The 23,402-nt window shown below is 70.0% G+C and carries 16 protein-coding genes and 2 pseudogenes; 17 read left to right on the plus strand and 1 reads right to left on the minus strand.

The features are described 5' to 3' along the window. The first annotated feature begins 80 nt into the window (after positions 1 to 80). From AB0G04_RS06270 to AB0G04_RS06335, 14 genes and pseudogenes are all read left to right on the plus strand, one after another. Entirely contained in the window at positions 81 to 1,517 is a 1,437-nt protein-coding gene (locus AB0G04_RS06270) for a choice-of-anchor M domain-containing protein (RefSeq protein WP_360977883.1), read from the plus strand. A 73-nt stretch (positions 1,518 to 1,590) separates the two neighbouring features. Continuing rightward, on the plus strand, positions 1,591 to 2,637 hold the full coding sequence (locus AB0G04_RS06275; RefSeq protein ID WP_360977300.1) for a DUF916 domain-containing protein: 1,047 nt from the start codon (positions 1,591 to 1,593) through the stop codon (positions 2,635 to 2,637). After that, on the plus strand, positions 2,634 to 4,163 hold the full coding sequence (locus AB0G04_RS06280; protein WP_360977303.1) for a TIGR03773 family transporter-associated surface protein: 1,530 nt from the start codon (positions 2,634 to 2,636) through the stop codon (positions 4,161 to 4,163). Before AB0G04_RS06275 ends, AB0G04_RS06280 begins: the two co-directional genes overlap by 4 nt. Before the next feature lie 71 nt (positions 4,164 to 4,234). Then, positions 4,235 to 4,888 (plus strand): choice-of-anchor M domain-containing protein, encoded by a 654-nt coding sequence (locus AB0G04_RS06285; protein ID WP_360977306.1) that lies wholly within the window; start codon positions 4,235 to 4,237, stop codon positions 4,886 to 4,888. After that, positions 4,885 to 5,508, plus strand: a complete 624-nt coding sequence (locus AB0G04_RS06290) for a choice-of-anchor M domain-containing protein (RefSeq protein WP_360977309.1) — start codon at positions 4,885 to 4,887, stop codon at positions 5,506 to 5,508. Before AB0G04_RS06285 ends, AB0G04_RS06290 begins: the two co-directional genes overlap by 4 nt. A gap of 62 nt (positions 5,509 to 5,570) precedes the next feature. Next, a complete protein-coding gene (locus tag AB0G04_RS06295) occupies positions 5,571 to 7,115 on the plus strand; it encodes an anchored repeat ABC transporter, substrate-binding protein (protein ID WP_360977313.1) in 1,545 nt (514 codons plus the stop codon). 18 nt (positions 7,116 to 7,133) lie between these two features. Beyond that, positions 7,134 to 8,012, plus strand: coding sequence for a choice-of-anchor M domain-containing protein (locus tag AB0G04_RS06300; RefSeq protein WP_360977316.1), 879 nt, complete (start codon positions 7,134 to 7,136; stop codon positions 8,010 to 8,012). A gap of 14 nt (positions 8,013 to 8,026) precedes the next feature. Then, positions 8,027 to 8,731 carry an anchored repeat-type ABC transporter ATP-binding subunit gene (locus AB0G04_RS06305; protein ID WP_360977886.1) on the plus strand — a complete coding sequence of 235 codons (705 nt, stop codon included), beginning with the start codon at positions 8,027 to 8,029 and terminating at the stop codon, positions 8,729 to 8,731. 1 nt (position 8,732) lies between these two features. Further along, the gene (locus AB0G04_RS06310; RefSeq protein ID WP_360977319.1) at positions 8,733 to 9,581 is read left to right on the plus strand and encodes an anchored repeat-type ABC transporter permease subunit; all 849 of its coding nucleotides are present in this window, start codon (positions 8,733 to 8,735) and stop codon (positions 9,579 to 9,581) included. An 81-nt stretch (positions 9,582 to 9,662) separates the two neighbouring features. Next, positions 9,663 to 10,631, plus strand: a pseudogene (locus AB0G04_RS06315) (choice-of-anchor M domain-containing protein); the annotation flags it as partial. Between the two features lie 1,464 nt (positions 10,632 to 12,095). Beyond that, a pseudogene (locus AB0G04_RS06320) lies at positions 12,096 to 12,878 on the plus strand (WxL domain-containing protein); the annotation flags it as partial. 234 nt (positions 12,879 to 13,112) lie between these two features. Next, the gene (gene rpmF, locus AB0G04_RS06325; protein WP_360977322.1) at positions 13,113 to 13,292 is read left to right on the plus strand and encodes a 50S ribosomal protein L32; all 180 of its coding nucleotides are present in this window, start codon (positions 13,113 to 13,115) and stop codon (positions 13,290 to 13,292) included. Then, on the plus strand, positions 13,289 to 14,527 hold the full coding sequence (locus AB0G04_RS06330) for a GTP-binding protein (protein WP_360977325.1): 1,239 nt from the start codon (positions 13,289 to 13,291) through the stop codon (positions 14,525 to 14,527). The genes rpmF and AB0G04_RS06330 overlap by 4 nt, the downstream gene beginning before the upstream one ends. Continuing rightward, complete coding sequence (locus AB0G04_RS06335) at positions 14,511 to 15,440, plus strand: GTP-binding protein (RefSeq protein ID WP_360977328.1); 930 nt, start codon at positions 14,511 to 14,513, stop codon at positions 15,438 to 15,440. Before AB0G04_RS06330 ends, AB0G04_RS06335 begins: the two co-directional genes overlap by 17 nt. Here the strand turns inward: AB0G04_RS06335 and AB0G04_RS06340 are convergent. After that, positions 15,427 to 15,726, minus strand: a complete 300-nt coding sequence (locus AB0G04_RS06340; RefSeq protein ID WP_360977331.1) for a hypothetical protein — start codon at positions 15,724 to 15,726, stop codon at positions 15,427 to 15,429. The genes AB0G04_RS06335 and AB0G04_RS06340 overlap by 14 nt on opposite strands. A 146-nt stretch (positions 15,727 to 15,872) precedes the next feature. Here AB0G04_RS06340 and AB0G04_RS06345 point away from each other — a divergent pair, with 146 nt between their 5' ends. Genes AB0G04_RS06345 through AB0G04_RS06355 form a run of 3 tightly spaced genes read left to right on the plus strand, consistent with a single transcriptional unit; the run spans position 15,873 to position 23,262 of the window. Beyond that, a complete protein-coding gene (locus AB0G04_RS06345; protein WP_360977334.1) occupies positions 15,873 to 18,701 on the plus strand; it encodes a PQQ-dependent sugar dehydrogenase in 2,829 nt (942 codons plus the stop codon). 14 nt (positions 18,702 to 18,715) lie between these two features. Next, positions 18,716 to 20,416: a ThuA domain-containing protein gene (locus AB0G04_RS06350; protein ID WP_360977337.1), complete on the plus strand. Its 1,701-nt coding sequence runs from the start codon at positions 18,716 to 18,718 to the stop codon at positions 20,414 to 20,416. Then, complete coding sequence (locus tag AB0G04_RS06355; RefSeq protein WP_360977340.1) at positions 20,413 to 23,262, plus strand: glycoside hydrolase N-terminal domain-containing protein; 2,850 nt, start codon at positions 20,413 to 20,415, stop codon at positions 23,260 to 23,262. Before AB0G04_RS06350 ends, AB0G04_RS06355 begins: the two co-directional genes overlap by 4 nt. Positions 23,263 to 23,402 lie beyond the last annotated feature (140 nt).

Raw genomic sequence — 23,402 nt, forward strand, 5'->3', positions numbered from 1 at the left:
GCCGAAAACGAGATTCGTTTTCATTAACTCGTGAAGGGAGACGATGCGTGAAGAGACCCTCCACAGGGGTCGCGTCCACCATCGCTGGTCTTGCCCTGGCCACGACGACCCTGTTCAGCGCCTCCCCCGCACTGGCCGCCGAACCGGTCGTGCTCGCCAAAGGGCACACCGACGCCGTCGATGTGCGCTATGACGGTGGCGAACTGACCCTGAAGGTCAAGGACGACACGGTGAGCCCCGCGGTGGTGCGCGACCCGGCCGACGTCACGTTCCAGGTGCTGCCCGCGGCCGAGACCGTTGTGCCGGACCTGCCGGCGTTCTCGTTCCTCGGCGCGCCCGGGAGCAAGATCTGGATGCTGCCGCAGGTCCAGGACCCGGCTCTGCTCTGGCCCGGCTGGAACACCAATTCTCTGAGCTCAGGCGTCTTCGCCGGCGACAAGATCGGCATCAGCCTGGTCGGAGTGGACGGCCCCGGTGACGTGACCCTGTTCGACACCAACTCCCTCGGTACGCCGAACATCAAGTTCCGCAGCAACGACGGCCTGCCCGACCGGCTCGACGTGCCGGTGCACACCCACGCCCACGCCGGGTGGGTGTTCTCCGCGACCGGGACCTACACGCTGAAATTCCAGGCCGACGCCACGCTGGCCGACGGGACCACGCTGACCACGGGGCCGGTCGACTACCGGTTCGTCGTCGGTGACCTCCAGGCCGGGGGCGGCGACCTGAGCCTCGGCATCTCCGGCATGTCGGAGGGCGAGTACCAGCCAGGCGACACCGTCACGCTGCAGGCGGTGCAGTCCCCGCAGGGGCCGCTGACGCAGTACCAGTGGTTCAGCAAGAAGCCGGCCGAGGACGAGTTCACGCCGATCGAGGGCGAGACCGGCGCGTCGTACACCTTCACCGCGACGCGAGCCCTCAACGGCAGCCAGTACGTCGTCAAGCTGTACGACGGTGACAAGGCCGTGGCCACCAGCATCGAGGCCTGGCTGTGGGTGGCCTTCCCGCCGGAGGGCAGCAGCGCCGCAAAATCCGTGACCGCCACCATCAACGCGTCCGAAGGTGCGCTCGTGATCAGCGTCGATCCCGAGAACCGTGCCGTCGCCCTGCCCGCGGCCGTGCTGTCCGCGGCCGGTGACCGGTGGGAGAGCACCGGCGCCCTCAAGCCGGTCACGGTGACCGACACCCGCGCGGCCCAGCCCGGCTGGACCGCATCGGGGCAGGTAGCCGACGGGTTCAAGACCGAGGACGGCAAGACCTTCACCGGCGGCTATCTCGGCTGGACGCCCAGCATCACCCAGCAGGGCAGCCAGCAGGGGGTGATCGCCGGGCCGGTCGCCCACCCGTACGGCACCGTCCAGCCGTACACCGGCCTCGGTGGCAGCGCCGTGCTGGCGTCCGCGCCGAACGGCAAGGGCCTGGGCACCGCCCAGCTCGACGCGGCCCTGAAGCTGAGCGTTCCGACCGACACGGCGGCCGGCACCTACACCGGCACCCTGACCCTGACCGCCATCTGAAGACGTCGCGGGGCGGCCGGCCGTGACCCCCGTGCGGCCGCCCCGCGACCCCGGGCGAACGAAAGACCCCCTCATGCGTACCCGCATCGCCGCAGCCGTCCTGGCTCTGGCCACCCTCACGCTCCCCGCGCCGGTCCCGGCCGCGCCGGGAAGCGGCTCGCTGACATGGTCGGTATCACCCTCGGGCCCGAAGGGACCGAACGGGCGGCCGGCACTGGATTACAAACTCGACCCCGGCGCCATCGTCACCGACCACGTCGCCGTCACCAATCACTCGAAGCAGCCGCTGACCCTGCGCCTCTACGCCCACGACGCCTTCACCACCACGGGCGGCGGGTTCGACCTGCGGGCCGGTAACGCCACGCCCACCGACGCGGGGCTGTGGATCAAGCTAGGCCGGCAGCGGATCACCCTGCCGGCATCCTCGCGGGTCGTCGTGCCGTTCACCCTCACCGTCCCGGCCAACGCCACGCCCGGTGACCACGCGGCCGGTGTTGTCGCCTCCCTGGTCGCCGGCACCACCGACGCCGCCGGTAACAAGGTCTCCGTCGACCACCGGGTCGGCAGCCGCGTCTACCTGCGCGTCACCGGTCCGCTGCAACCCTCGCTCACCGTGACCGACGTGCAGATCAGGACGGCGACGTCGTGGAACCCTCTGAAGCTGCCGCGCGTCACGGCGACGTTCACCATTGCCAACACCGGCAACGTACGCCTGGGCGGCGCCCCGTCGGCCCAGATCGAGGGGCCGTTCGGCCTGGGCGTCCGAACCACCACGGCAACCGCCGTCCCGGAGATCCTGCCCGGCGGCTCGCTGACCACGACGGTCGCGCTGAACTCGGTCCCTCCCCTGTTCCAGGAGCGGTTGACACTCGAGATCCGGCCCGCGCCCGCCGACGGCCGCACCGTCGATCCGGCGCCGGTCCGTGCGGCGTCCCAGCATGTCCTCTGGCTGATGCCGTGGCCGCAACTGGCCCTCATCGCCCTCGCCACCGCTCTGCTCGTCGCCTGGCTGTACGCCCGCCGCCGCCGCAACCGTCGCATGCGGGCGGCCCTCGCCGCCGCCGAGAAACGCGGGCGCGAACAGGCGACCGCAACACTCGAGAAGGAAGGAACCCGATGACCCGCCGGAGAAACAGCCGTCTGCGGAAGACCGTCGCCGTCGCCACCACGTCGTTGACGGTGGCGTTGAGCGCGGGTCACCCGGCTGTCGCGGCCACGCCTGCCGACGGCGCCGACCTGGTGGCACTATCGGTCGAGTCCGGCGAGCTGCGGCTGAGCTTCCGCAGCGACGGGCGGACCGACACCGATCCGCAGTCGGTGCGGTTCACCGCCTCGGGGTCACCGGTCGGCGTCATCCCCGACGACCCGGCCTTCGCGTTTCTCGGCCGTCCCGGCGCGCCGGTGTGGTCGTTGCAGGACGGCTCGCCGTTCTCCACCTTCGACACCACCGCGATCGCCAAGGGCGAGGTGGCTCTGGAACTGGCCTCGGTGCAGGGACCCGGCGCATTCGCCGCCTACACCCTCTCCGCGTGGGGCCGGCCCACCCTGCTGCTCGACAGTGACGACCGGCGGAGCACCCGGCTGCCGGCCGGTCAACGGGTGGGCGGCGTCGTATGGCTGTTCGACGCCGTCGGGGAATACCGGGTGACGCTGCGGGCGACGTCGCGCACCGGCACGAAGACGCTGCGGGACGAGGCGGTCTACACCGTGTCGGTACCCACCGGGGCCGAGGCCGCTCCGGAAGGCCGGACACCCCCGGTACGCGAGGCCGCACCGTCCACCACGGTGCCCGCGGAGTCCACCGCCGCGAAGAAGGCAGCGGCGGCGACCTCCGCCCCCACCGCTACCGGTAAGAAGGTGATCTCGGACGGACACGTCGACATGGGTCCCCAACTCGGCGGCGGCAAGCTGACGATCCGGCTGAAGGACGACAGCACCACTCCCCCGACCTGGCGTGAGCTGGCGGACGTGACGCTCAAGGTCACCGACAAGGCGAAGATCGACGTGCCGGCCGGCGCCGGGTACGCGTTTCTCGGCAAGGCCGGCGACAAGGTGTACCTGCTGCCGCAGTCACAGCAGTCCGGGATCGTCTGGCCCGGCTGGAACACCCAGCACGAATCCGTGGTCAAGGGCACCAAGGGCAACATCACCTGGCGTCTCCAGCAGGTCAGCGGCCCGGGTCAGTTCAAGCTGTTCCTGACCGGCTCGTTCGGCACGCCCGAGGTGATCTTCGACTCGGGCGGGCCACTGCCACAGCAGCTCGGCGTCGCGCCGAATACCCATGCGCACGGCAACTGGGCCTTCACCAAGGCCGGCGTCTACAGGCTCACGGTGGGCATGACCGCCACCACAACCGCCGGCAAGAGCGTTTCGGACACCAGAACCCTGACCGTCGCCGTGGGCGACTCGACCGACGCGGGCAGCGGGACCGGCAACACCGGCAGTGACGGGAACGGCGCCGGTTCGGGTGCGGGTTCGGATGGCGGCGGCGACAGCGGCGGCGGGAATCTGGCCAGAACCGGCACGGACATCATGTCGATCACCGGCGGCGGCGCACTGCTGCTCACCGCGGGCACGGTCGCCGTACTCCTCGCCCGGCGGCGGCGAAGCGAGCCCGGTCACGTGTCCACTCCCGACCCTTCCTAATGAAAATGAAAGCCATTAAGGTTCAGCGTGTTCCGGCACCCGAGGCCGGAATTCGTCCTGAGGAGAAACTCTTGCGTAAACCCCTCCGCCTGCTGCTCGGCAGCGGCTTCCTCGCCGCCGCCCTGCTGGGCACCGCGGTTCCCGCCCAGGCCGCCGACACCGTGGTCCTGAGCGCCGGTCACGTCGACGTGGTCGACCTCGCCTACGAGGACGGTGTCCTCGAGATCGGCGTCCACGACGAGACCGTCGACCCGGACGTCGAGCGCGACGTCGAAAACGTGATCTTCCTGGTCAGGAAGGCCGCCAAGATCACGGTTCCGGACGATCCGGCGTTCAGCTTCCTCGGCACGGCCGGTAAGCCGGTCTGGGTCCTGCCCGAGATCCAGAACGAGGAACTGATCTGGCCCGGCATCGCCACCGAGGAGATCGAGAACGGCGTCTTCGCCGCCGACACGGTCACCCTCAAGTTCGAGAAGGTCACCGGCTCCGGCCGCGTCGCCGTGTTCACCGAGGACGCCGTCGGCACCCCGACCGTACTGGTCAACAGCGGTGACGGCCTGCCTGACGCGCTGCCGCTGACCACCGGCACCCACCGGCACGCCAGCTGGGCGTTCCAGAAGGCCGGTGTGTACCTCATCAAGGTCCGGGCGACCGCCGAACTGGCCGCCACCGGCGAGACCGTCACCTCGGAGCCGGTCGTCTACAAGTTCGTGGTCCAGCCGTGAGGGCCGCCGCGGTCCTCGCCGCCGCCCTGAGCCTCGTGGTCGCCGCCGCCGTGCCGGCACAGGCCGCCACCGTCACCCTCACCAGTGGCCACGTTGACGTCCTCGACGTCGACTACACCGCCGGCGCCCTGGTCCTGAACGTCAACGACGACGTGACCGAGCGCAACCCGGCCGACGTGATCTTCCAGGTCCCGGCCGCCGCGAAGATCACCGTGCCGTCCGGCAGCGCGTGGTCGTTCCTCGGCACGGCCGGAAGCACCGCCTGGGTGCTGCCACAGGGCAACACGAGTGGCCTGCTCTGGGCCGGCTGGAACACCGCGGAGGTCCCGTCCGGGGTGTTCCAGAGCAACTCGGTGACGTTCCGGCTCAACAGCTTCAGCGGCCCGGGCCACGTCAGCGTTTACACCGTCTCGTCCGGCACGCCGACCAGGCTGTTCGACTCCTCCAACGGCCTGCCCGACACGCGGACCGTCACCTACAACGTCCACACCCATGCCAACTGGGGCTTCACCGCGGCCGGCACCTACGCCCTCAATTTCGAGGTGACAGGCAAGCTGATCAGCACCGGAGCAACGGTCACCACCGGTGTGAAGTCGTTCACCTTCACCGTCCTGCCGTGATCAAGGGGGGTCCGCTCCAGTGGAAGTGGAGCGGACCCGCCGCCCACCGTACCCGGAGAACGATGAAACGCCTGCTGGCCGCCACCCTGCTGCTCAGCGCCGTGGCCGGGTGCGCACCGCCGCCCGCCCTGTCCGGCACCGACGACCGCGTCCAGGTGGTCACCACCACCGGCCTCCTGGCCGACCTGGTCCGCAACGTCGGCGGGGACCGTGTCCTGGTCGACTCGATCGTCCCGGACGACGCCGACGCGCACGCCTACGAACCGACGCTTCGCGACGTGCGCAACGTCGTCTACGCCGACGTGGCGTTCAGCAACTACCTGCTGCTCGAGGCCCAAAGCGTGATCAAGACGCTGGACGCCAACCTCCCCGACGGCGTCCGGCAGATCTCGCTCGCCGAAGGCGCCACCAAGTACGCCGCCGAGATCATCCCGCTCGTCGAGGACGTCTCTCTCGACACCATCTGGCTCGGCCTGCGCGCGCGGGGCACCGGCGCGGCCCATGGCGTCACCCGCTCCTCGGATGTACGGCTCTCCGCGACGAGGGTCGAGGGCCCCGGCCGGCTGTCCGCCTATCTGACCGAGTCGTTCGGCAATCCTGACATCACCTTCGACTCCGGCGACGGTTTCGACGCGGCCAACGGTTACCGCGACGACACCATCGACCTGCCGCCGGACGCGCACACCCATATGAGCTGGGCGTTCACCGAACCAGGCGTCTACCGGCTGACGCTACGCGCCGAACTGGCGGTGGCTTCCGGCACCAAGCCGATGCCGATGGGTGAGCAGACCTTCACCTTCGCCGTCGGCGTGGACGCGCACACCGTGCCCGGGATGGACGGGGCACGAGTGCTGCACGACGGGCACACCGACGTCACCGCTGACATCGACACCGGCGAGCTCTACCTGTGGGGCGACGGGCACGGCGGCACCGAGCAGGTGCGCCACGATCCCGCCCGTACCGTGATCGAGGTCCCGGCCAAGGCGCTGAAGGAGGTGCCGGCCGGACCGGGCTTCCGGTTCCTCGGCCGGCCCGGTACGCAGATCTACCAGTTGCCGCAGGCGGTGCTGGGCAGGCACGTGCACGGCGAGATCGACCCGCACCTGTGGCAGGACGTGGGGAACGCACAGTCCTACGTGGAGCTGATCCGGGACACGCTGATCGCCGCCGACCCGGCCGGCACCGCCGCCTACCGGGCCAACACCGACCGGTACCTGACCGAGTTGAGTGCGCTCGACGCGTACGTCCAGGAACAGGCCGACGCCATCCCGGCGGCGAACCGCCATCTGGTGACCACCCATGACGCCTTCGCCTATCTGGCGAGGGCGTACGGCATCCCGGTCGCCGGCTTCGTCACCCCCAATCCGGCCGTCGAACCTAGCCTCGCCGACCGGCGCCGCCTTACCGAGACGCTGCGCAACCTGCATATCCGGGCGGTGTTCCTCGAACCGAACCTGCGCGCCCGATCCTCCACCCTGGTCGAGGTCGCCAAGCAGCAGAACGTGAAGGTCTGCGACATCTACGGCGACGCCTTCGACGACCGGGTCACCGATTACGTGTCGATGATGCGGTTCAACGCCGATTCCCTCCGCTCCTGCCTCTCCTGAACCACCCGAGGACCAGCCTTGATCAAGTCTCTGCTCGCCGTACTGCTCGCGGCAGCTCCCAGCCCGACCCCCGGCCTGGACCAGTCACTCGACCCCGGTCAGGCCCAGGCCACCGGCCGGGCCGTGCTGGAAACCGGCCACGTCGACATCGGCCCCCGCATGCGCGACGGCAAGTGGAGCATCCAGATCCACGACGACCACACCGTCCCGTCGGTGTGGCGCGAACCCGCCGACACCGTTCTGCGGATCCGCGACACCGCCCGTCAGCAGATACCCGACGACCCGGCCTACGGGTTCCTCGGTGAGCAGCCCGGCACGCAGGTGCACGTGGTGCCGCAAACCGAGAAACAGGGAGTCGTCTGGATCGGCTGGAACACCCAGGACCCGGGCGTGATCGGCGCGATCAGCCGGGGCGTCACCATGACGCTGCGCGGCGTGCAGGGCCCCGGCAACGTCACGATCTTCCTGCAGTCGGGCAATCTGGGCGCCCCGCAGGTGCTGTGGAGCAGCGCGAAGCCGTTGCCGCAACCGATGTGGGTGGAGACCAACACCCACACCCACGCCAACTGGGTCTTCGGCAAGCCCGGCAACTACCAGCTCGCCGTCGACATCAGCGCCGACCTCGCCGACGGCACCACCGCCACGGCGAGCACCGTGCTGCGCGTCGCGGTCGGCGACGCCACCGAGCCGGATTACGACACCGCCTTCACCGTGCCGCTGGCGGCCGGTTCGGCGTCTGCCGCCGCCGAGGCCTCCGAAGAACAGGACACCTCATCCGGTACGTGGCAGACGCCCGCCCTGATCGGCGCCGGCCTGCTCGCAATCCTGATCATCGTGGCACTGGTGGCCCGGCAGGCAGCCGTGCGGCGCCGTGCCGAACGGGAGAACTTCCGGTGAGCGCGGCTCTGGAGATGATCGGTGTGGCCGCTGACCTGGGTGGCCGTCCGGTTCTGCGCGACGTCGACGTGCGCCTGGATGCCGGTGACTTCACCGCCCTGTTGGGTCCCAACGGCGCCGGCAAGACCACCCTGATGCGTGCCGCGCTCGGCCTGATCCCGTTACGCGGCGGCACGGTCCGCACCGGCAGCGCCGGATACGTGCCGCAGCGGCACGAGTTCACCTGGGACTTCCCCGCCTCGGTGCAGGATGCCGTGCTCAGCGGCCTGGTCCGCCGCATCGGCCTGTTCCGCCGTCCCGCGGTCGCGCACTGGCGCGCCGTGTGGGACGCCCTCGACCGGGTCCGCCTGGCCGACCTGCGCAAGCGGCCGGTCGGCGAGTTGTCCGGCGGACAGCGTCAGCGGGTGCTGGTGGCCCGCGCGCTGGTGCTGGAGCCGTCGGTGCTGCTGCTCGACGAGCCGTTCACCGGGCTCGACATGCCCGCCCAGGAGACACTGACCGACCTGTTCACCGAGATCGCCCGGGAACGGGCCGTGCTCATGGCCACCCATGATCTGACCGCGGCGGCGTACACCTGTGATCGTCTGATCCTGCTCAACCGCACCGTGATCGCCTCCGGCCCGCCCGCGGACCTCAAGGACCCGGAGGTCTGGATGCGGACCTTCGACGTCGGACCCGGCAGCCACCTGCTCAAAGCCCTCGATCTCGTGGGAGCCTGACGTGTCCCCGTGGCAGTTCCTCGCCGACCTGACCAACCCCGACCTGGCATTCCTGCCCAAGGCCCTGACCATTGCCGTGCTGTCGGCGATCATGTGTGGTGTCGTCGGCTGCTATGTGGTGCTGCGCGGCATGGCGTTCATCGGTGACGCCGTCGCCCACGCCGTGTTCCCCGGCCTGGCCATCGCGTTCCTGTTCTCCGGCAGCCTGGTCCTCGGCGGCACGATCGCCGGAGTCGTCACCGCTCTGCTGGTCACCGTCTTCGCCCAGAACCGCCGGTTGAAGGAGGACTCCGTCATCGGGATCTTCTTCGTCGCCGCGTTCGCCCTCGGCATCGTGATCATCTCCCGGGCGCCGGGCTACGCCGGCTCGCTGCAGCAGTTCCTGTTCGGCTCGATCACCGGCATCCCCGACCGTGACCTCTACGTGGTCGGTGGCACCACCATCGCCGTACTCCTGACGGTGTTCCTACTGCACAAGGAGTTCGTCGCCGTCACCCTGGACCGGGAGATGGCCCGCGCGCTGGGCCTGCGCACCTTCTGGCTCGACCTGATGCTGTACGTACTCGTCACCCTGGCCGTGGTGATGGCCGTACAGACCATCGGCAACATCCTGGTCCTGGCCCTGCTGATCACCCCGGCCGCCACCGCCCGCCTGCTCACCGACCGGCTGCCGGTGATGATGGCCGTCGCACCGGCCATCGGCGCGGGCTGCGCCCTGCTCGGCCTCTACCTCTCGTGGTCCTGGGACCTGCCGGTCGGCGGCACCATCGTGCTCACCCTCACCGGGGCCTTCCTGCTGGCCCAACTGGTGGCGCCGCGCCATGGGCTGATCGCCCGGCTGGCGGCCTGACGGCTCCCTGCCCCCACCCTGCACGTCCGGTCGCCGCCGGGCGTGTCCTCACCATGCCCGCATCCGAGAGAAAGCACCTTCATGCACATACGATCACGACCGCGCCGGAGGGCCGCGGCCTTGGCGGTTCTCACCGCCGCGACCGCGGCCGTCCTCGCCCCGGCGTCGACCGCCACCGCGGCCGACGGGCCGGCTCCGCCCCCGCGTGAGCACCGGATCATCGCCGGCGTGCACACCGACGCGGTCTCCACGTTCCTCGACGACGGGCGGCTGACGCTGGCGTCGAAGGCCGACGTCGCGGAGGGCAACGGGACCCGCTTCGCCGCCGAGGACATCCGGTTGCACCTGGCCGACGACGCCAAAGCGACCGTGCCGGCCGGCTACGAGTTCATCGCCCCGGCCGGTAGTGAGGTGTGGATCGCCCCCGAGTCGAACCCGGGAGCAGGCCGGCTGTGGCCCGGCTTCTCCACCGAAGCCGTACCGGCCGGCGCAATCGAAGGCAACCAGACGACCCTTACCCTCACCGGTTTCGAGGGGCCCGGCAGCCTCGAACTGTTCACCGCCGCCGGGTTCGGTGGCAGCAAGCGGCTGTGGTCGTCAGACGACGACGGTTTCAGCGCCTTCACCATCAGCCGCACCCACATGCACGCCAACTGGGCCTTCACCGCCCCCGGCAGCTACCGCATCAGCGTGCGGGCCGCGGTCACCGTCGCCGGTCAGCGACGGACAGCTGACGCCACCTACACGTTCGTCGTCGGCGGGCTGCCGGCCGCGACGGCCACCACCACGGCTTTGACCGCAAGCGCCACAAGCGTCGTTACGGGTGACAACGTGCGCCTCGACGCGACCGTCACCCCGCCGGACGCCACCGGATTCGTCGAGTTTCTCGACGGCGATACCGTCCTCGGCCATACGGCAGTCTCCGCCGGTGGGGCGTCCTTCGGCGTCACGACCCTGCCGCTGGGGAACCGATCGCTGACCGCACGATACGTGCCGCACCTGCTCAACGAATTCGGTCGCTCGACGTCGGCACCGGTGACCGTCACGGTCACCGAGCAGGCCGGTGGCGACGTCTTCGCCATCACGGGTCTGGCCGACCGCTACCAGGCCGGCGAGCAGATCGACCTGCGATTCATCGGCGTCACCCTGGGCGAAGGCCACCAGGCGTACTGGCTCGTCCGCCCCGCCGGGCAGACCACCGATTATTACTCGGTGGTCGGCGAGCGGTACACCCGGGACGCCACCGTCTCCCTCGACGGCGCGCAGATAAAGGTGCAGATCCTCGCGGACAACAAGGTCGTGCAGGAGACCGGCTACCGCACCGTGAAGGTGGACGGTCCGGACATCGGCACGGGCGAGTCCATCACGCTCACCGGAATGCGCGACAGCTACCACGTGGGAGACCCGGCACAGGTTTCCGTCGAGCATCGTGCCCTGGCCGACGGTGAACGGGGACGGTGGTTGATCCGGTCCGTGCTCGGTGGCACCGCGTGGGAGGAGGTCGGCGAGTGGGCGCTGCCCAAGGCGGTTCCAGGCAGCCCTGACGCGTACCTGATCGACACCCTGTGGCTCAACCAGAACGAGTGGGCGTACGAGATCGTCACCGCCGACGGCACGGTCGTGGGCCGCTCCCTCGCCGTCACCACGGAAGTCACCTACCGGGAGCTGCTGCTCTCCGGCGTCCGCACCGTCTACCGGGCCGGTGACACGCTGACTGCCACCTCCGAGCTCTACCCCGCACGCGAGGGCCTCGCCTACGAGTGGGGCATCGCGTCCGACCAGTGGACCCCGATTCCGGGTGCCGACTCGTCCTCGATCGAGCTGCCGGTCACCCCGGACCTGGACGGCAAGACCCTCTACCTGACCGTCACCGACGCCGCGACCGGCTTCCACGTCGCCGGTGCCCAGCAGGAGCTGCGGGTCACCGACGCCGCTCCCGGCGAGCAGCTGCTGTTCCTCGAGTCGCTGGCCGGCCATTATCACCAGGGGTACCCGATCCGGCTCAACGCCTTCGCCGACCCGGTGGCGAGCGACACCGACACGTACCGCTGGCTGTGGAAACGCCCCGATCACGCCGACTTCGTCGTCATGGACAAGATCACCACGGCGAGCCACGAGGTCCGCGCCGAACAGGCTCTGGACGGCACGCTGGTCAAAGCGGAACTGTACTCGGCCGGCGGCTCGCTGCTGGCCACCAGCGAGCCGGCGACCATTCACGTGGACGATCACGGTGCGGCACCACGGGAGAAGGTCACCGTCGAGGGCCTCGCCGACAACTACCGCGTCGGTGACGAGGTGAAACTGTCCGCCTCGGTGGCGCCGGCGTCGGTGCTGGCCCGCTGGGAGTGGTATCTCAACGGGCAGCTGGTGGCCGGTCAGAACGGCGCAGCACTGTCGCTCGCCGCCGCCGCGGAGCACGACTGCGCCACTGTCGTCGCCCGGCTCACCTTCGACGACGGCCGCAAATACGTCGAGTCGGCCCCCGTCACGCTGCACGTGAACGGCTCCAGCGGGCCGGGCGACCTGTCCCTGTCGGTGTCGGGTCTGTCGGACGACGGATACCAGCCGGGTGACGCCGTCACGTTGCAGGCCGTCCAGTCGCCGCAGGGCCCGCTGACCGCCTACCAATGGTTCGCCAAGCGGCCCGGTGACGCCGACCTCACGCCGATCGAGGGCGAGACCGGCGCTTCCTACAGTTTCACCGCGACCGCGGATCTGAACGGCACGCGATATCTCGTCAAGCTCTACGACGAGCAGACGGTCAAGGCCGTCAGTGAACCGGTGACCGTCAAGGTCGCCACCGCACCGCAGGGCGGCACCGCGTCGAAGTCGGTGACCGCGACGATCGACGCCTCCGACGGAGCACTCGTGATCAGCGTCGACCCGGCCGATCGGGACATCACCCTGCCGGCGGCCGTGCTGAACAGCAGCGGTGACAGGTGGGAGAGCACCGGAGCCCTGCAGCCGGTCACGGTCACCGACACTCGCGCGGGCCGGCCCGGCTGGACCGCTTCCGGCCAGGTCCCCGACGGATTCCGGACCTCCGACGGCAAGGCCTTCACCGGCGCCCATCTCGGCTGGACACCCGCAGTCGTCGCGCAAAGTGACGGACAGGGCGTGGTGGCCGGCCAGGTCAGCGCGCCCGGTGTCGGACTCGGCGCAAGCGCTCCGCTCGCAACGGCGCCCGGTGGTTCCGGGCACGGCACCGCACGGCTCGATGCCGAGTTGCGGCTGAGCGTGCCGACCGACACCGCGGCCGGCACCTACACCGGCACCCTCACTCTGACAGCCATCTGATCACGTCACAGGGCAGCCGGCTCAGACCGGCTGCCCACGACGGCCGGGGCGTGTATGCAGGGTGCGGTCCGGCGGACGCCGTTGTCCGCCGGACCTTTGGTGTGCACGCGCCCGGTGGTCCGCTGTCGTCGGTGAGGCCGGGCGCGGCGCATCCGATGCACCCTGACTTTACAATGAAAACCGTTTCCAACAAGATGGGTCCGGCACCTGTCCGGCACAAGAGGAAGAACCCACATGGCTGTCCCGAAGCGGCGCACCTCACGCTCCAACACCCGCCACCGCCGCGCCCAGTGGAAGGCGACCGTCCCGGCGCTCGCCGACTGCCCCTGCCCGCGACGCGAGAAGATCGTCCCGCACCGCGCCTGCACACACTGCGGCCTCTACCGCGACCGCCAGGTGACCGAGCCCCGATGAGCACCACGACCACGCCCACGCGGCTGCCGGTCACCGTCCTGTCCGGATTCCTCGGCGCGGGCAAGACCACCCTGCTCAACCATGTTCTGGCCAACCGCCACGGCCTGCGCGTCGCGGTGATCGTCAACGACATGAGCGAGATCAACATCGACGGCGCCCTCGTCCGCGACGGCGGCACCCTGTCGCGCACCGAGGAACGCCTGGTCGAGATGACCAATGGGTGCATCTGCTGCACCCTGCGCGACGATCTGCTCGGCGAGGTGGCCCACCTCGCCCGGCAGGGCCGCTTCGACTACCTGCTGATCGAGTCCAGCGGCATCTCCGAACCGCTGCCGGTCGCCGCCACCTTCGCCTTCGGCATCGACGAGCAGGACCGGGTGCTCGCCGACATCGCCCGCCTGGACACCATGGTCACGGTCGTCGACGCACCCCACCTCATCGCGCAGATCAACGCCGGCGAAGCCCTCGAGGCGCGCGGACTGGCGGCGTTCGAAGGCGATGATCGTACGATCGCGGATCTGCTCGTCGACCAGCTGGAGTTCGCCGACGTCATCGTGATCAACAAAACCGACCTCGTGACATCGGGTGAACTCGCCAGGGTGCAGGCACTGGTGACTCGCCTCAACCCGCGCGCCCGGCAGATCCGATCCACCTTCGGCCGGGTCTCCCCCACCGACCTGCTGAATACCGGCAGCTTCGACATGGACGCCGCCGAGACCGCCCCCGGCTGGGTCGCCGAGCTCAACGGCGAACACATTCCCGAGACCGTCGAGTACGGCATCAACAGCCTGCTGTTCCGCGCCCCGGAACCGTTCCACCCCCAACGGCTGTGGGACTTCCTCGAGAAGGCCGTCACCGGGTACGGCGTACTGCGCTCGAAGGGCTTTCTCTGGCTGGCCAGCCGGCCCGGCATGATCGGCCTGTGGTCGCAGGCCGGACCGAACGGTCAGTGCGATCCCGCCGGCGTGCCGGTCGCGGTCTCCGGCGAGTGGCCCGACGACCCGGACGAACGCGCCGACCTGGAACAGCGGTGGCATCCAATCTTCGGCGACCGGCGCCAGGAACTGGTCTTCATCGGGGTGCGGCTGCCCGCCGACGACCTGCGCGAGGGCCTGCGCCGGTGCCTGCTGACCACCGAGGAACTGAAGGCCGGCGAGGACGTCTGGCGCACCTGGCCGGACCCGTTCCCCGAGTGGGTCCTCGACGAGGTGGAGCCCCATGCTCACCAGCACTGACCTCGTGCTCTGCAGCTTCTGGCCGCACGCCGCCGCCGATGTGCCCGGGCGGTACACCGTGCTCCCGGAAACGGCTGAGCCGGACCAGATCCGCGCCGGCGGGCGGCCGAACCCGGCCGTCGTCACGGTCATGCCGGCCGACCTGCTGCTCGACGGCCTGACCGACGAACGACCGCTGCGGGAGGTGGGCCTGCACCGTGACGACACCGACGAGCGCGCCATCGGGGATCTGGTCGCCCGGCAGATCGAGCAGGCCGACGCCGTCCTGCTGACCGGGGAACTGGACGACGAGTGGGAGACCGAGCAGCTGCGGGTACTGCTGCGCCGGCTGGCGCCGTGGTCCGTTCACCCGCGCCCCGGCGATCCGCTGACCTCGGTCGCCCGTCGCACCGGGCCGCTCGAGGTGCTCAGCCGCGGCCTGCAGGGACACGCCGTGGGCGTCCACGAGCCGGTACCGGCGCATGGGGTGAGTGCAGCCGTCTTCCGCGCCCGCCGCCCGTTCCATCCCGCACGGTTGCACGATGCCCTGGACGAGGTCACCATGGGCGTGCTCCGGTCCCGCGGACATTTCTGGCTCGCCAGCCGTCCCGACCTGGTCATGACGTGGGAATCGGCCGGCGGACTCCGCCTCGGCCCGCACAGCGGCTGGCTGGACCAGCTGCCCGACGAGCACTGGGACGAGGTCGACCCCGAGCGCAGGCTCGCTGCGGCCCTGGACTGGGACCCGTACTACGGCGACCGGCACCACCAGCTGTCCTTCACCGGCATCGACCTGGACCCGGTCCGCATCCACCGCACCCTGAGCCGCTGTCTGCTCACCGACGATGAGCTGTCCCGCGGGGAAGAGCACTGGCGGCGGTTGCCGGACCCGTTCCAGCGCGCCTATCCGGCCTCGGCGGTCAACGAGGCTTGATCGGCCGGTCCCACCTGCAGCCGATGTGGAACCTCCGGCAGGCACCGGGGCTGCCGGCACACGTCGTAGCCGCGGTGTCGAGCACCCACAGCCGGTCGGCCAGGTCGACGACGACGCTCTGCACCGACACGAAGGTCCGTTCGTCGGCGTTGCCGTCGGGCGTGTTCCAGCGCTGGTCCGGGAACTGTACCGGCTGCCCGTCGCGCAGTTCGGTGACATTGGCCGGCACCTCGTCTCCCCATTTCGGAAGGTTGACGAAGATGCGGCCGCCACGGGACGGTGACACCGGTCGGCATGGGGCCGTCGAAGGTCGCGACCGTCTCCAGCGCCGCTTCATTGACTGCCCTCTATTCTCTGCTTAACATCGGACGTCATACGACTGATCAGGTGACCCCGTTCGCATGTGAGCCGATGACAGAGGTGTGACAACCCATGAGAAAACGCGCGATGGCGGCGGCAGCGGCCGCTGTCCTTACCGCAGCCGGCATGGTGACGGCCATTGTCGGCCCCGCTTCACCGGCCACCGCCCACCCGGTGAACGCGGCCGACTTCCAGCAGGTCGAGCTCGCCCGAGGGGTGTCCGAGATGGGCGAACCGATGTCGATGGCGGTGCTGCCGGACCGCTCGGTGCTGCACACGGCCCGCAACGGCGTTCTGCGGCGCACCACCGCCGCCGGGGTCACCACCGTGATCGGCACACTGCCGGTCTACACCCACGACGAAGAGGGACTGCAGGGAGTGGGGGTGGACCCCGGCTTCGCCGGCAACCGGTTCATCTACCTCTTCTACGCGCCGCCGTTGTCCACACCCGGCGGGGACGCCCCGGCAACCGGCACGGACTTCTCCGCCTGGAACGGGGTCAACCGGCTGGCCAGGTTCACCCTCAACGCCGACTACACCCTCAACACGGCCAGCCAGGTCACCGTGCTCGAGGTTCCGACGAATCGCGGCATGTGCTGCCATGTCGGCGGCGACATCGACTTCGACGCGGCCGGCAACCTCTACCTGTCCACCGGGGACGACTCGAACCCGTTCGACTCGGGCGGCTACACGCCCATCGACGAGCGCAGCAACCGCAACCCCGTCTACGACGCGCAGCGCAGTGCCGGCAACACCAACGACCTGCGCGGCAAGGTGCTGCGGATCAAGGTGAACGCGAACGGGACGTACTCGATCCCGGCGGGCAACCTGTTCCCCCCGGGTACCGCCCGTACCCGGCCGGAGATCTACGCGATGGGCTTGCGCAACCCGTTCCGGCTGAGCGTCGACAAGCCGACCGGCGCGGTGTACGTCGCCGACTACGGACCCGACGCGGGCACGACCACCGCAACGCGGGGTCCGGCGGGTCAGGTCGAGTTCAACCGGATCACATCCGCCGGCAACTACGGCTGGCCGTACTGCACCGGCTCCAACACGACGTCGGAGACGTACGTCGACTACGTGTTCCCGTCCGGGCCGTCGGGGAACCGGTTCAACTGCGCCGCGCCGGTCAACAACTCGCCACGCAACACCGGCCTGACCAACCTGCCGGCCGCGCGACCGGCGTGGATCAAGTACGACAACTGCTCGGTGGCCGCGTTCGGCTGCGGCTCCGAGTCGCCGATGGGCGGCGCGGTGTACCGCTACGACCCGGCCAACCCGTCCACGGTCAAGTTCCCCGCAGCCCTGGACGGTCACTACTTCGCGATGGAGTTCGGCCGCCGCTGGATCAAGACCGTCGACGTCAACGCCGACGGGTCGGCCGGGCAGATCAACGACTTCCCGTGGCGCGGCACGCAGATCATGGACAGCGCCTTCGGCCCCGACGGAGCCCTGTACGTGCTGGACTACGGCACCGGCTGGGGCAGCGGCGACGCGAGCTCCGCCCTGTACCGCATCGAGTATCCGCAGGCCGGCAACAATCAGGCACCGGTGGCACGTGCCGCCGCCAGCCGTACGTCCGGCATCGCACCGCTGACCGTCGACTTCTCCTCGGCCGGTTCCTCGGACCCCGAAGGCGGAGCGCTGACCTACGCCTGGAACTTCGGTGACGGCGGCACGTCCCCGGCTGCCAATCCGAGCCACACCTTCACCGGCAACGGCCAGCGCACGGTCACGCTCACCGTGACGGATCCGGCCGGTCTCACCGCCACCACCTCGGTGATCATCACGGTCGGCAACACCGCACCCACGGTCGTGCTGAACTCGCCGGCCGACGGGAGGCTGTTCAATTTCGGTGACAGCGTGCCGTACACGATCACGGTGTCGGACCCCGAGGACGGCACTCCCGACTGCACCCGGGTGAAGCTGAGCTACTACCTCGGCCACGACGACCACGCTCATCCGATCACGTCGAGCACCGGATGCTCGGGGACGCTGCAGATCCCGGCGGACGGGGAACACGACACGGCCGCCAACCTGTACGCGGTGTTCGACGCCGAATACACCGACCGGGGCGCCAACGGCCAGCCCGCGCTGACCACACACACGCAGCAGATCCTCCAGCCACGGCACCGGCAGGCCGAGCACCGCAACAGCCAGTCGGGCACCTCGCTGTTCAGCAAGACTCCCGCGGAGGGCGGGCAGACCGTCGGCGACATCAACAACGGTGACTGGATCGCGTTCCAGCGTTACGCCCTGGCCGGGGAGACCGGGTTCACGGCCCGGGTCTCGTCCGGCGGCACCGGCGGCACCCTGTCGGTTCGCGCCGGGTCACCCACCGGCACGGTGCTCGGCTCCGTCACGGTGCCGGTCACCGGCAGCTGGGAAACGTTCACGGAGGTGTCGGCAACCCTGTCCGGGGCCCCGGCCGGCACCACCACCCTGTATCTGACGTTCCACGGTGGCACCGGAACGCTGTTCGACCTGGACGCTTTCACGTTCGGCACGACTACGGGCGGTGGGGGCACCGGCCGGATCGTCGGCGCGAGCGGTTCGTGTGTCGACGTCAACGGCTCCGGCACCGCCGACGGCACCAAGATCCAGCTGTGGACCTGCAACGCCGGCGCCAACCAGCAGTGGACCCGCACCGGCAGCACCTGGCGGTCCCTCGGCAAGTGCATGGGCGTGGCCGGCGGCGCGACGGCCGACGGCAGCCTGGTGCAACTGTCGGCCTGCAACGGCTCCGGCACGCAGAACTGGACGGCGGGAGCCAACGGTTCCCTGGTCAACACCCAGTCCGGCAAGTGTCTCGACGCCAACGCCGGCAGCTCCGCGAACGGAACCCAGCTGATCATCTGGGCCTGCCACGGCGGCACCAACCAGCGCTGGACCCTGCCATGAGAGGAATCCCCACCATGCGACACCTGATGCGCAAACTCCTCGGCGTCACGGCAGCGGTGCTACTGACCGTCGCGGGCACCGGCGGCACACCGGCGTACGCCGCCGACGCACCGTACGACGTCCTGGTGTTCTCCAAGACCGCCGGCTTCCGGCACGACGCGATCCCGGCCGGCATCCAGTTGATCCGTGACCTGGGGGCGGCCAACAGCTTCACGGTGACCGCGACCGAGGACTCCGGCCAGTTCAACGCCGGCAATCTGGCCCGGTTCGAGGCCGTGGTCTTCCTCAACACCACGGGCGACGTGCTCGACGCCACCCAGCAGACCGCCTTCGAGAACTACATCCGGGGCGGCGGCGGGTACGTGGGGGTGCACTCGGCCTCGGACACCGAGTACAACTGGCCGTTCTACGGTGAGCTGGTCGGGGCGTACTTCGCCTCGCACCCGGCGATCCAGCAGGCGACGGTACGGGTGGAGAACCGGGCGCACGCGGCGACCGCCGGATCCAGCCCGGCGGTGGTGCGTACCGACGAGTGGTACAACTTCCGGACCAATCCCCGGTCGTCGGCCCGCGTACTGTCCACGCTGGACGAGTCGACCTACTCCGGCGGCACGATGGGCGCCGACCACCCGCACACCTGGTGCAAGACCCTCCAGGGCGGGCGCTCGTTCTACACCGGGAGCGGCCACACCCAGGCGACCTACACCGAGGCGGGCTTCCGGTCGCTGATCCTCGGCGGCATCAGGTACGCGGCCGGCCGCACCAGGGCCGACTGCCGGCCGGAAACCGGCTACACCACCCTCTACAACGGTTCCACCACGGGCTGGTCCCAGGCCGGGCCCGGTGGGTTCGGCAACAGCAACGCCACCCTGACGTCGTCCGGTGGGCTGGGCATGCTCTGGTACAGCACCAAGGAGTTCGGCTCCTACTCGCTGAAACTCGACTGGATGATGCCGGGCGACGACAACTCCGGCGTGCTGATCGGGTTCCCGGCCGGCAGCGACCCGAACGCGGCGATGGCGAACGGGTACGAGGTACAGATCGACGCCACCGACACCTCGGACCGGACCACCGGGTCGGTGTACGGGGTCAAGTCCGCCGACATCGCCGCCCGCGACGCGGCGCTGAATCCGCCGGGTGAGTGGAACACCTTCGAGCTGCTCGTCGAGGGCGAGAGGTTGCAGGTCTTCCTGAACGGCGTCAAGGTCAACGACTTCACCAACACCGATCCGGTACGGTCGCTCACCTCCGGCCACATCGGCATCCAGAACCACGGCACCGGCGACGACGTGTCGTTCCGCAACATCCGGATCAAGGAGTCCGGTGGCACGGTGCCGCGGACCGGCCCGATCACCAGCGCCACGGGCAAGTGCGTCGACGTCAGCGGGGCGAGCTCCGCCGACGGCACGAAGATCCAGCTGTGGCGCTGCACCGGCGGCACGAACCAGCAGTGGACGGTCAACGGGACCACCCTGCGCTCGCTCGGCAAGTGCATGGGCGTCGCCGGTGGCAGCACCGCGAACGGCGCCGCGGTCCAGCTGTCGGCCTGCAACGGCTCCGGCGGCCAGAACTGGACCCCGGGAGCCAACGGCTCCCTGGTGAACCCGCAGTCGGGCAAGTGCCTGGACGCCAACGGCGCGAGCTCCGCGGACGGGACCCAGCTGATCATCTGGTCCTGCCACGGCGGCACCAACCAGCGCTGGACCCTCCCGTGACGCGCCGCCGGAACATCCTCGCCGCCGGGGTGGCCGGGGCCGGAGCCGCACTGCTCCCGGCCGGGTGGACGGCGGCCGCCCGGGCCGGTGCGGTGCCACCGGCGGACGTGCTGGCCGCCGGGGACCTGGCGCTCTGGTACGACGAGCCCGCGGGAACGGACTGGCTACGGGCACTGCCGATCGGCAACGGGCGCCTCGGCGCCATGGTGTTCGGCAACATCGACACCGAACGGCTGCAGCTCAACGAGGACACCGTGTGGGCGGGTGGCCCCTACGACTCGGCGAACACGCGGGGCGCGGCCAACCTCGCGGAGATCCGGCGACGGGTCTTCGCCGACCAGTGGGTCCCGGCCCAGGACCTGATCAACCAGACGATGCTCGGCAACCCGGCCGGGCAGCTGGCGTACCAGCCGGTCGGTGATCTGCGGCTCGCCTTCGGCAGTGCCGCCGGCGCGTCGCAATATCACCGGGCGCTCGACCTGACCACCGCCACGGTGACCACCACGTACGTGCTGAACGGCGTGCGGTATCAGCGGGAGGTGTTCGCGAGCGCACCGGACCAGGTGGTCGCGATCCGGCTGACGGCCGACCGCCCCGGCGCGGTCACCTTCGACGCCGCGTTCGGCAGCCCGCAGCGGACGACCGTGTCCAGCCCGGACTCCACGACGATCGCCCTCGACGGCATCTCCGGCACCATGGAGGGCATCGCCGGCTCGGTGCGGTTCCTGGCCCTGGCCGGCGCGAGCGTCACCGGGGGCACGGTCAGCAGCTCCGGCGGCACGCTGCGGGTCTCCGGCGCCACGAGCGTCACCGTGCTGGTGTCGATGGGCTCCAGCTACGTCGACTACCGCACGGTCAACGGTGACTACCAGGGCATCGCGCGACGGCACCTCACGGCCGCCCGCAACGCCGGCTTCGACCAGCTGCGCGCCCGCCACGTGGCCGACCACCAAGCGCTCTTCAACCGGGTGACGATCGATCTGGGGCGTACGCCGGCGGCCGATCAGACCACCGACGTGCGGATCGCCCAGCATGCGAGCGTCAACGACCCGCAGTTGTCGGCCCTGCTGTTCCAGTACGGCCGGTACCTGCTGATCGCCTCGTCGCGACCGGGCACCCAGCCGGCGAACCTGCAGGGCATCTGGAACCAGGAGATGGCACCGTCCTGGGACTCCAAGTACACGATCAACGCGAACCTGCCGATGAACTACTGGCCGGCCGACACCACCAACCTCCCCGAGTGCCTCCTGCCGGTCTTCGACATGATCAGGGACCTGACGGTGACCGGCGCCCGCACCGCGACCGTGCAGTACGGCGCCGGCGGCTGGGTGGCCCACCACAACACGGACGCCTGGCGGGGTTCATCGGTCGTCGACGGCGCGCTGTGGGGCATGTGGCAGACCGGTGGCGCCTGGCTCGCCACGATGATCTGGGACCACCACCTGTTCACCGGCGACGCCGAGTTCCTCCGCGCCAACTATCCCGCGATGAAGGGCGCCGCACAGTTCTTCCTCGACTCGCTGGTGGCCCACCCGTCGCTCGGGTATCTGGTCACCAACCCGTCGAACTCGCCGGAGTTGCCCCACCACGCGAACGCCAGCGTGTGCGCCGGGCCGACCATGGACAACCAGATCCTGCGTGACCTGTTCAACGGTGTCGCGCGGGCCGGCGAGATCCTGGGCGTGGACGCCGCCTTCCGTACCCGGGTCCTGGCGGCACGGGACCGGCTCGCACCGACCCGGGTCGGCTCACGCGGCAACGTCCAGGAGTGGCTCGCCGACTGGGTGGAGACCGAGCGTAACCACCGGCACGTCTCCCACCTGTACGGCCTGCATCCGAGCAATCAGATCACCCGGCGGGGAACGCCCCAGCTGTACCAGGCCGCGCGTCAGACGCTGGAGCTGCGCGGCGACGACGGGACCGGCTGGTCGCTCGCTTGGAAGATCAATTTCTGGGCCCGGCTGGAGGACGGTGCGCGCGCCCACAAACTGATCCGCGATCTGGTACGCACGGACCGGCTCGCGCCGAACATGTTCGACCTGCACCCGCCGTTCCAGATCGACGGCAACTTCGGCGCCACCTCGGGAATCGCCGAGATGCTGCTGCACAGCCACAACGGCGAGCTGCACGTGCTGCCCGCCCTGCCGTCGGCCTGGCCGGCCGGGAGTGTCACCGGTTTGCGCGGCCGGGGCGGACACACGGTCGGCGCCTCCTGGAGCGCCACTCGGACCGAGCTCGTCATCACGCCCGACCGCGACGGCACCGTCCGGGTCCGCAGCCGGATCTTCACCGGTACCTTCGAGCTGCGTGACGAGACGAGCGGCACCGCGGTGCAGCCGACCAGGCCGGAGACCGACCTCGTCGCGTTCACCGGGCAGGCCGGCCACACCTACCGCGCGTCGGCCACGCGATCGGGCCCGGTGGAGACCGGGGTGCACTACCGGCTGGTGGCTCAGCACAGCGGGAAGGCCGCCGACATCAGCGGAGCGTCGGCCACCGCCGGGGCGCAGCTGATCCAGTGGCAGCTCTCCGGCGGCCTCAACCAGCAGTTCGACTTCCTGCCCTCCGACGGTGGCCACTACCGGATCCGGGCCCGGCACAGCGGCCTGGTGCTGCAGGTCGCCGGCACCGGCACCGGCGCCGACATCACCCAGCAACCCGACACCGGCTCCACCGGCCAGCAGTGGCGGGTGGAGGACCAGGGCGGCGGGGTGGTCCGGCTGATCAACCGTCAGAGCGGCCTGGCCATGGACGTGTGGCAGGCCGCCACCGCCGACGGCGCCCGCATCTCCCAGTGGACTCCGGGTAGCAGCGCCAACCAGCGGTTCCAGCTCCAGCGCGTCTGACACCCCGGGTGAACACGACATCGGTACCGCGGGTTCCCGTCGGTCACCGTTTCCCCGAGCACGTCAGCCGGCCCGTCCCCGTACTCCGCGACCGTGTCACTCAACTCCTGGACGGGCGGATTGTCACCGGAAATCGGAAA

The organism is Actinoplanes sp. NPDC023801 (genome assembly GCF_040639655.1).
GTDB lineage: Bacteria > Actinomycetota > Actinomycetes > Mycobacteriales > Micromonosporaceae > Actinoplanes.

Coding starts and splice junctions, on each gene's coding strand:
- AB0G04_RS06275 (WP_360977300.1), top strand. CDS start 1,591: ATGCGTACCCGCATCGCCGCAGCCGTCCTGGCTCTGGCCACCCTCACG.
- AB0G04_RS06280 (WP_360977303.1), top strand. CDS start 2,634: ATGACCCGCCGGAGAAACAGCCGTCTGCGGAAGACCGTCGCCGTCGCC.
- AB0G04_RS06295 (WP_360977313.1), top strand. CDS start 5,571: ATGAAACGCCTGCTGGCCGCCACCCTGCTGCTCAGCGCCGTGGCCGGG.
- AB0G04_RS06305 (WP_360977886.1), top strand. CDS start 8,027: ATGATCGGTGTGGCCGCTGACCTGGGTGGCCGTCCGGTTCTGCGCGAC.
- rpmF (WP_360977322.1), top strand. CDS start 13,113: ATGGCTGTCCCGAAGCGGCGCACCTCACGCTCCAACACCCGCCACCGC.
- AB0G04_RS06330 (WP_360977325.1), top strand. CDS start 13,289: ATGAGCACCACGACCACGCCCACGCGGCTGCCGGTCACCGTCCTGTCC.
- AB0G04_RS06335 (WP_360977328.1), top strand. CDS start 14,511: ATGCTCACCAGCACTGACCTCGTGCTCTGCAGCTTCTGGCCGCACGCC.
- AB0G04_RS06345 (WP_360977334.1), top strand. CDS start 15,873: ATGAGAAAACGCGCGATGGCGGCGGCAGCGGCCGCTGTCCTTACCGCA.
- AB0G04_RS06350 (WP_360977337.1), top strand. CDS start 18,716: ATGCGACACCTGATGCGCAAACTCCTCGGCGTCACGGCAGCGGTGCTA.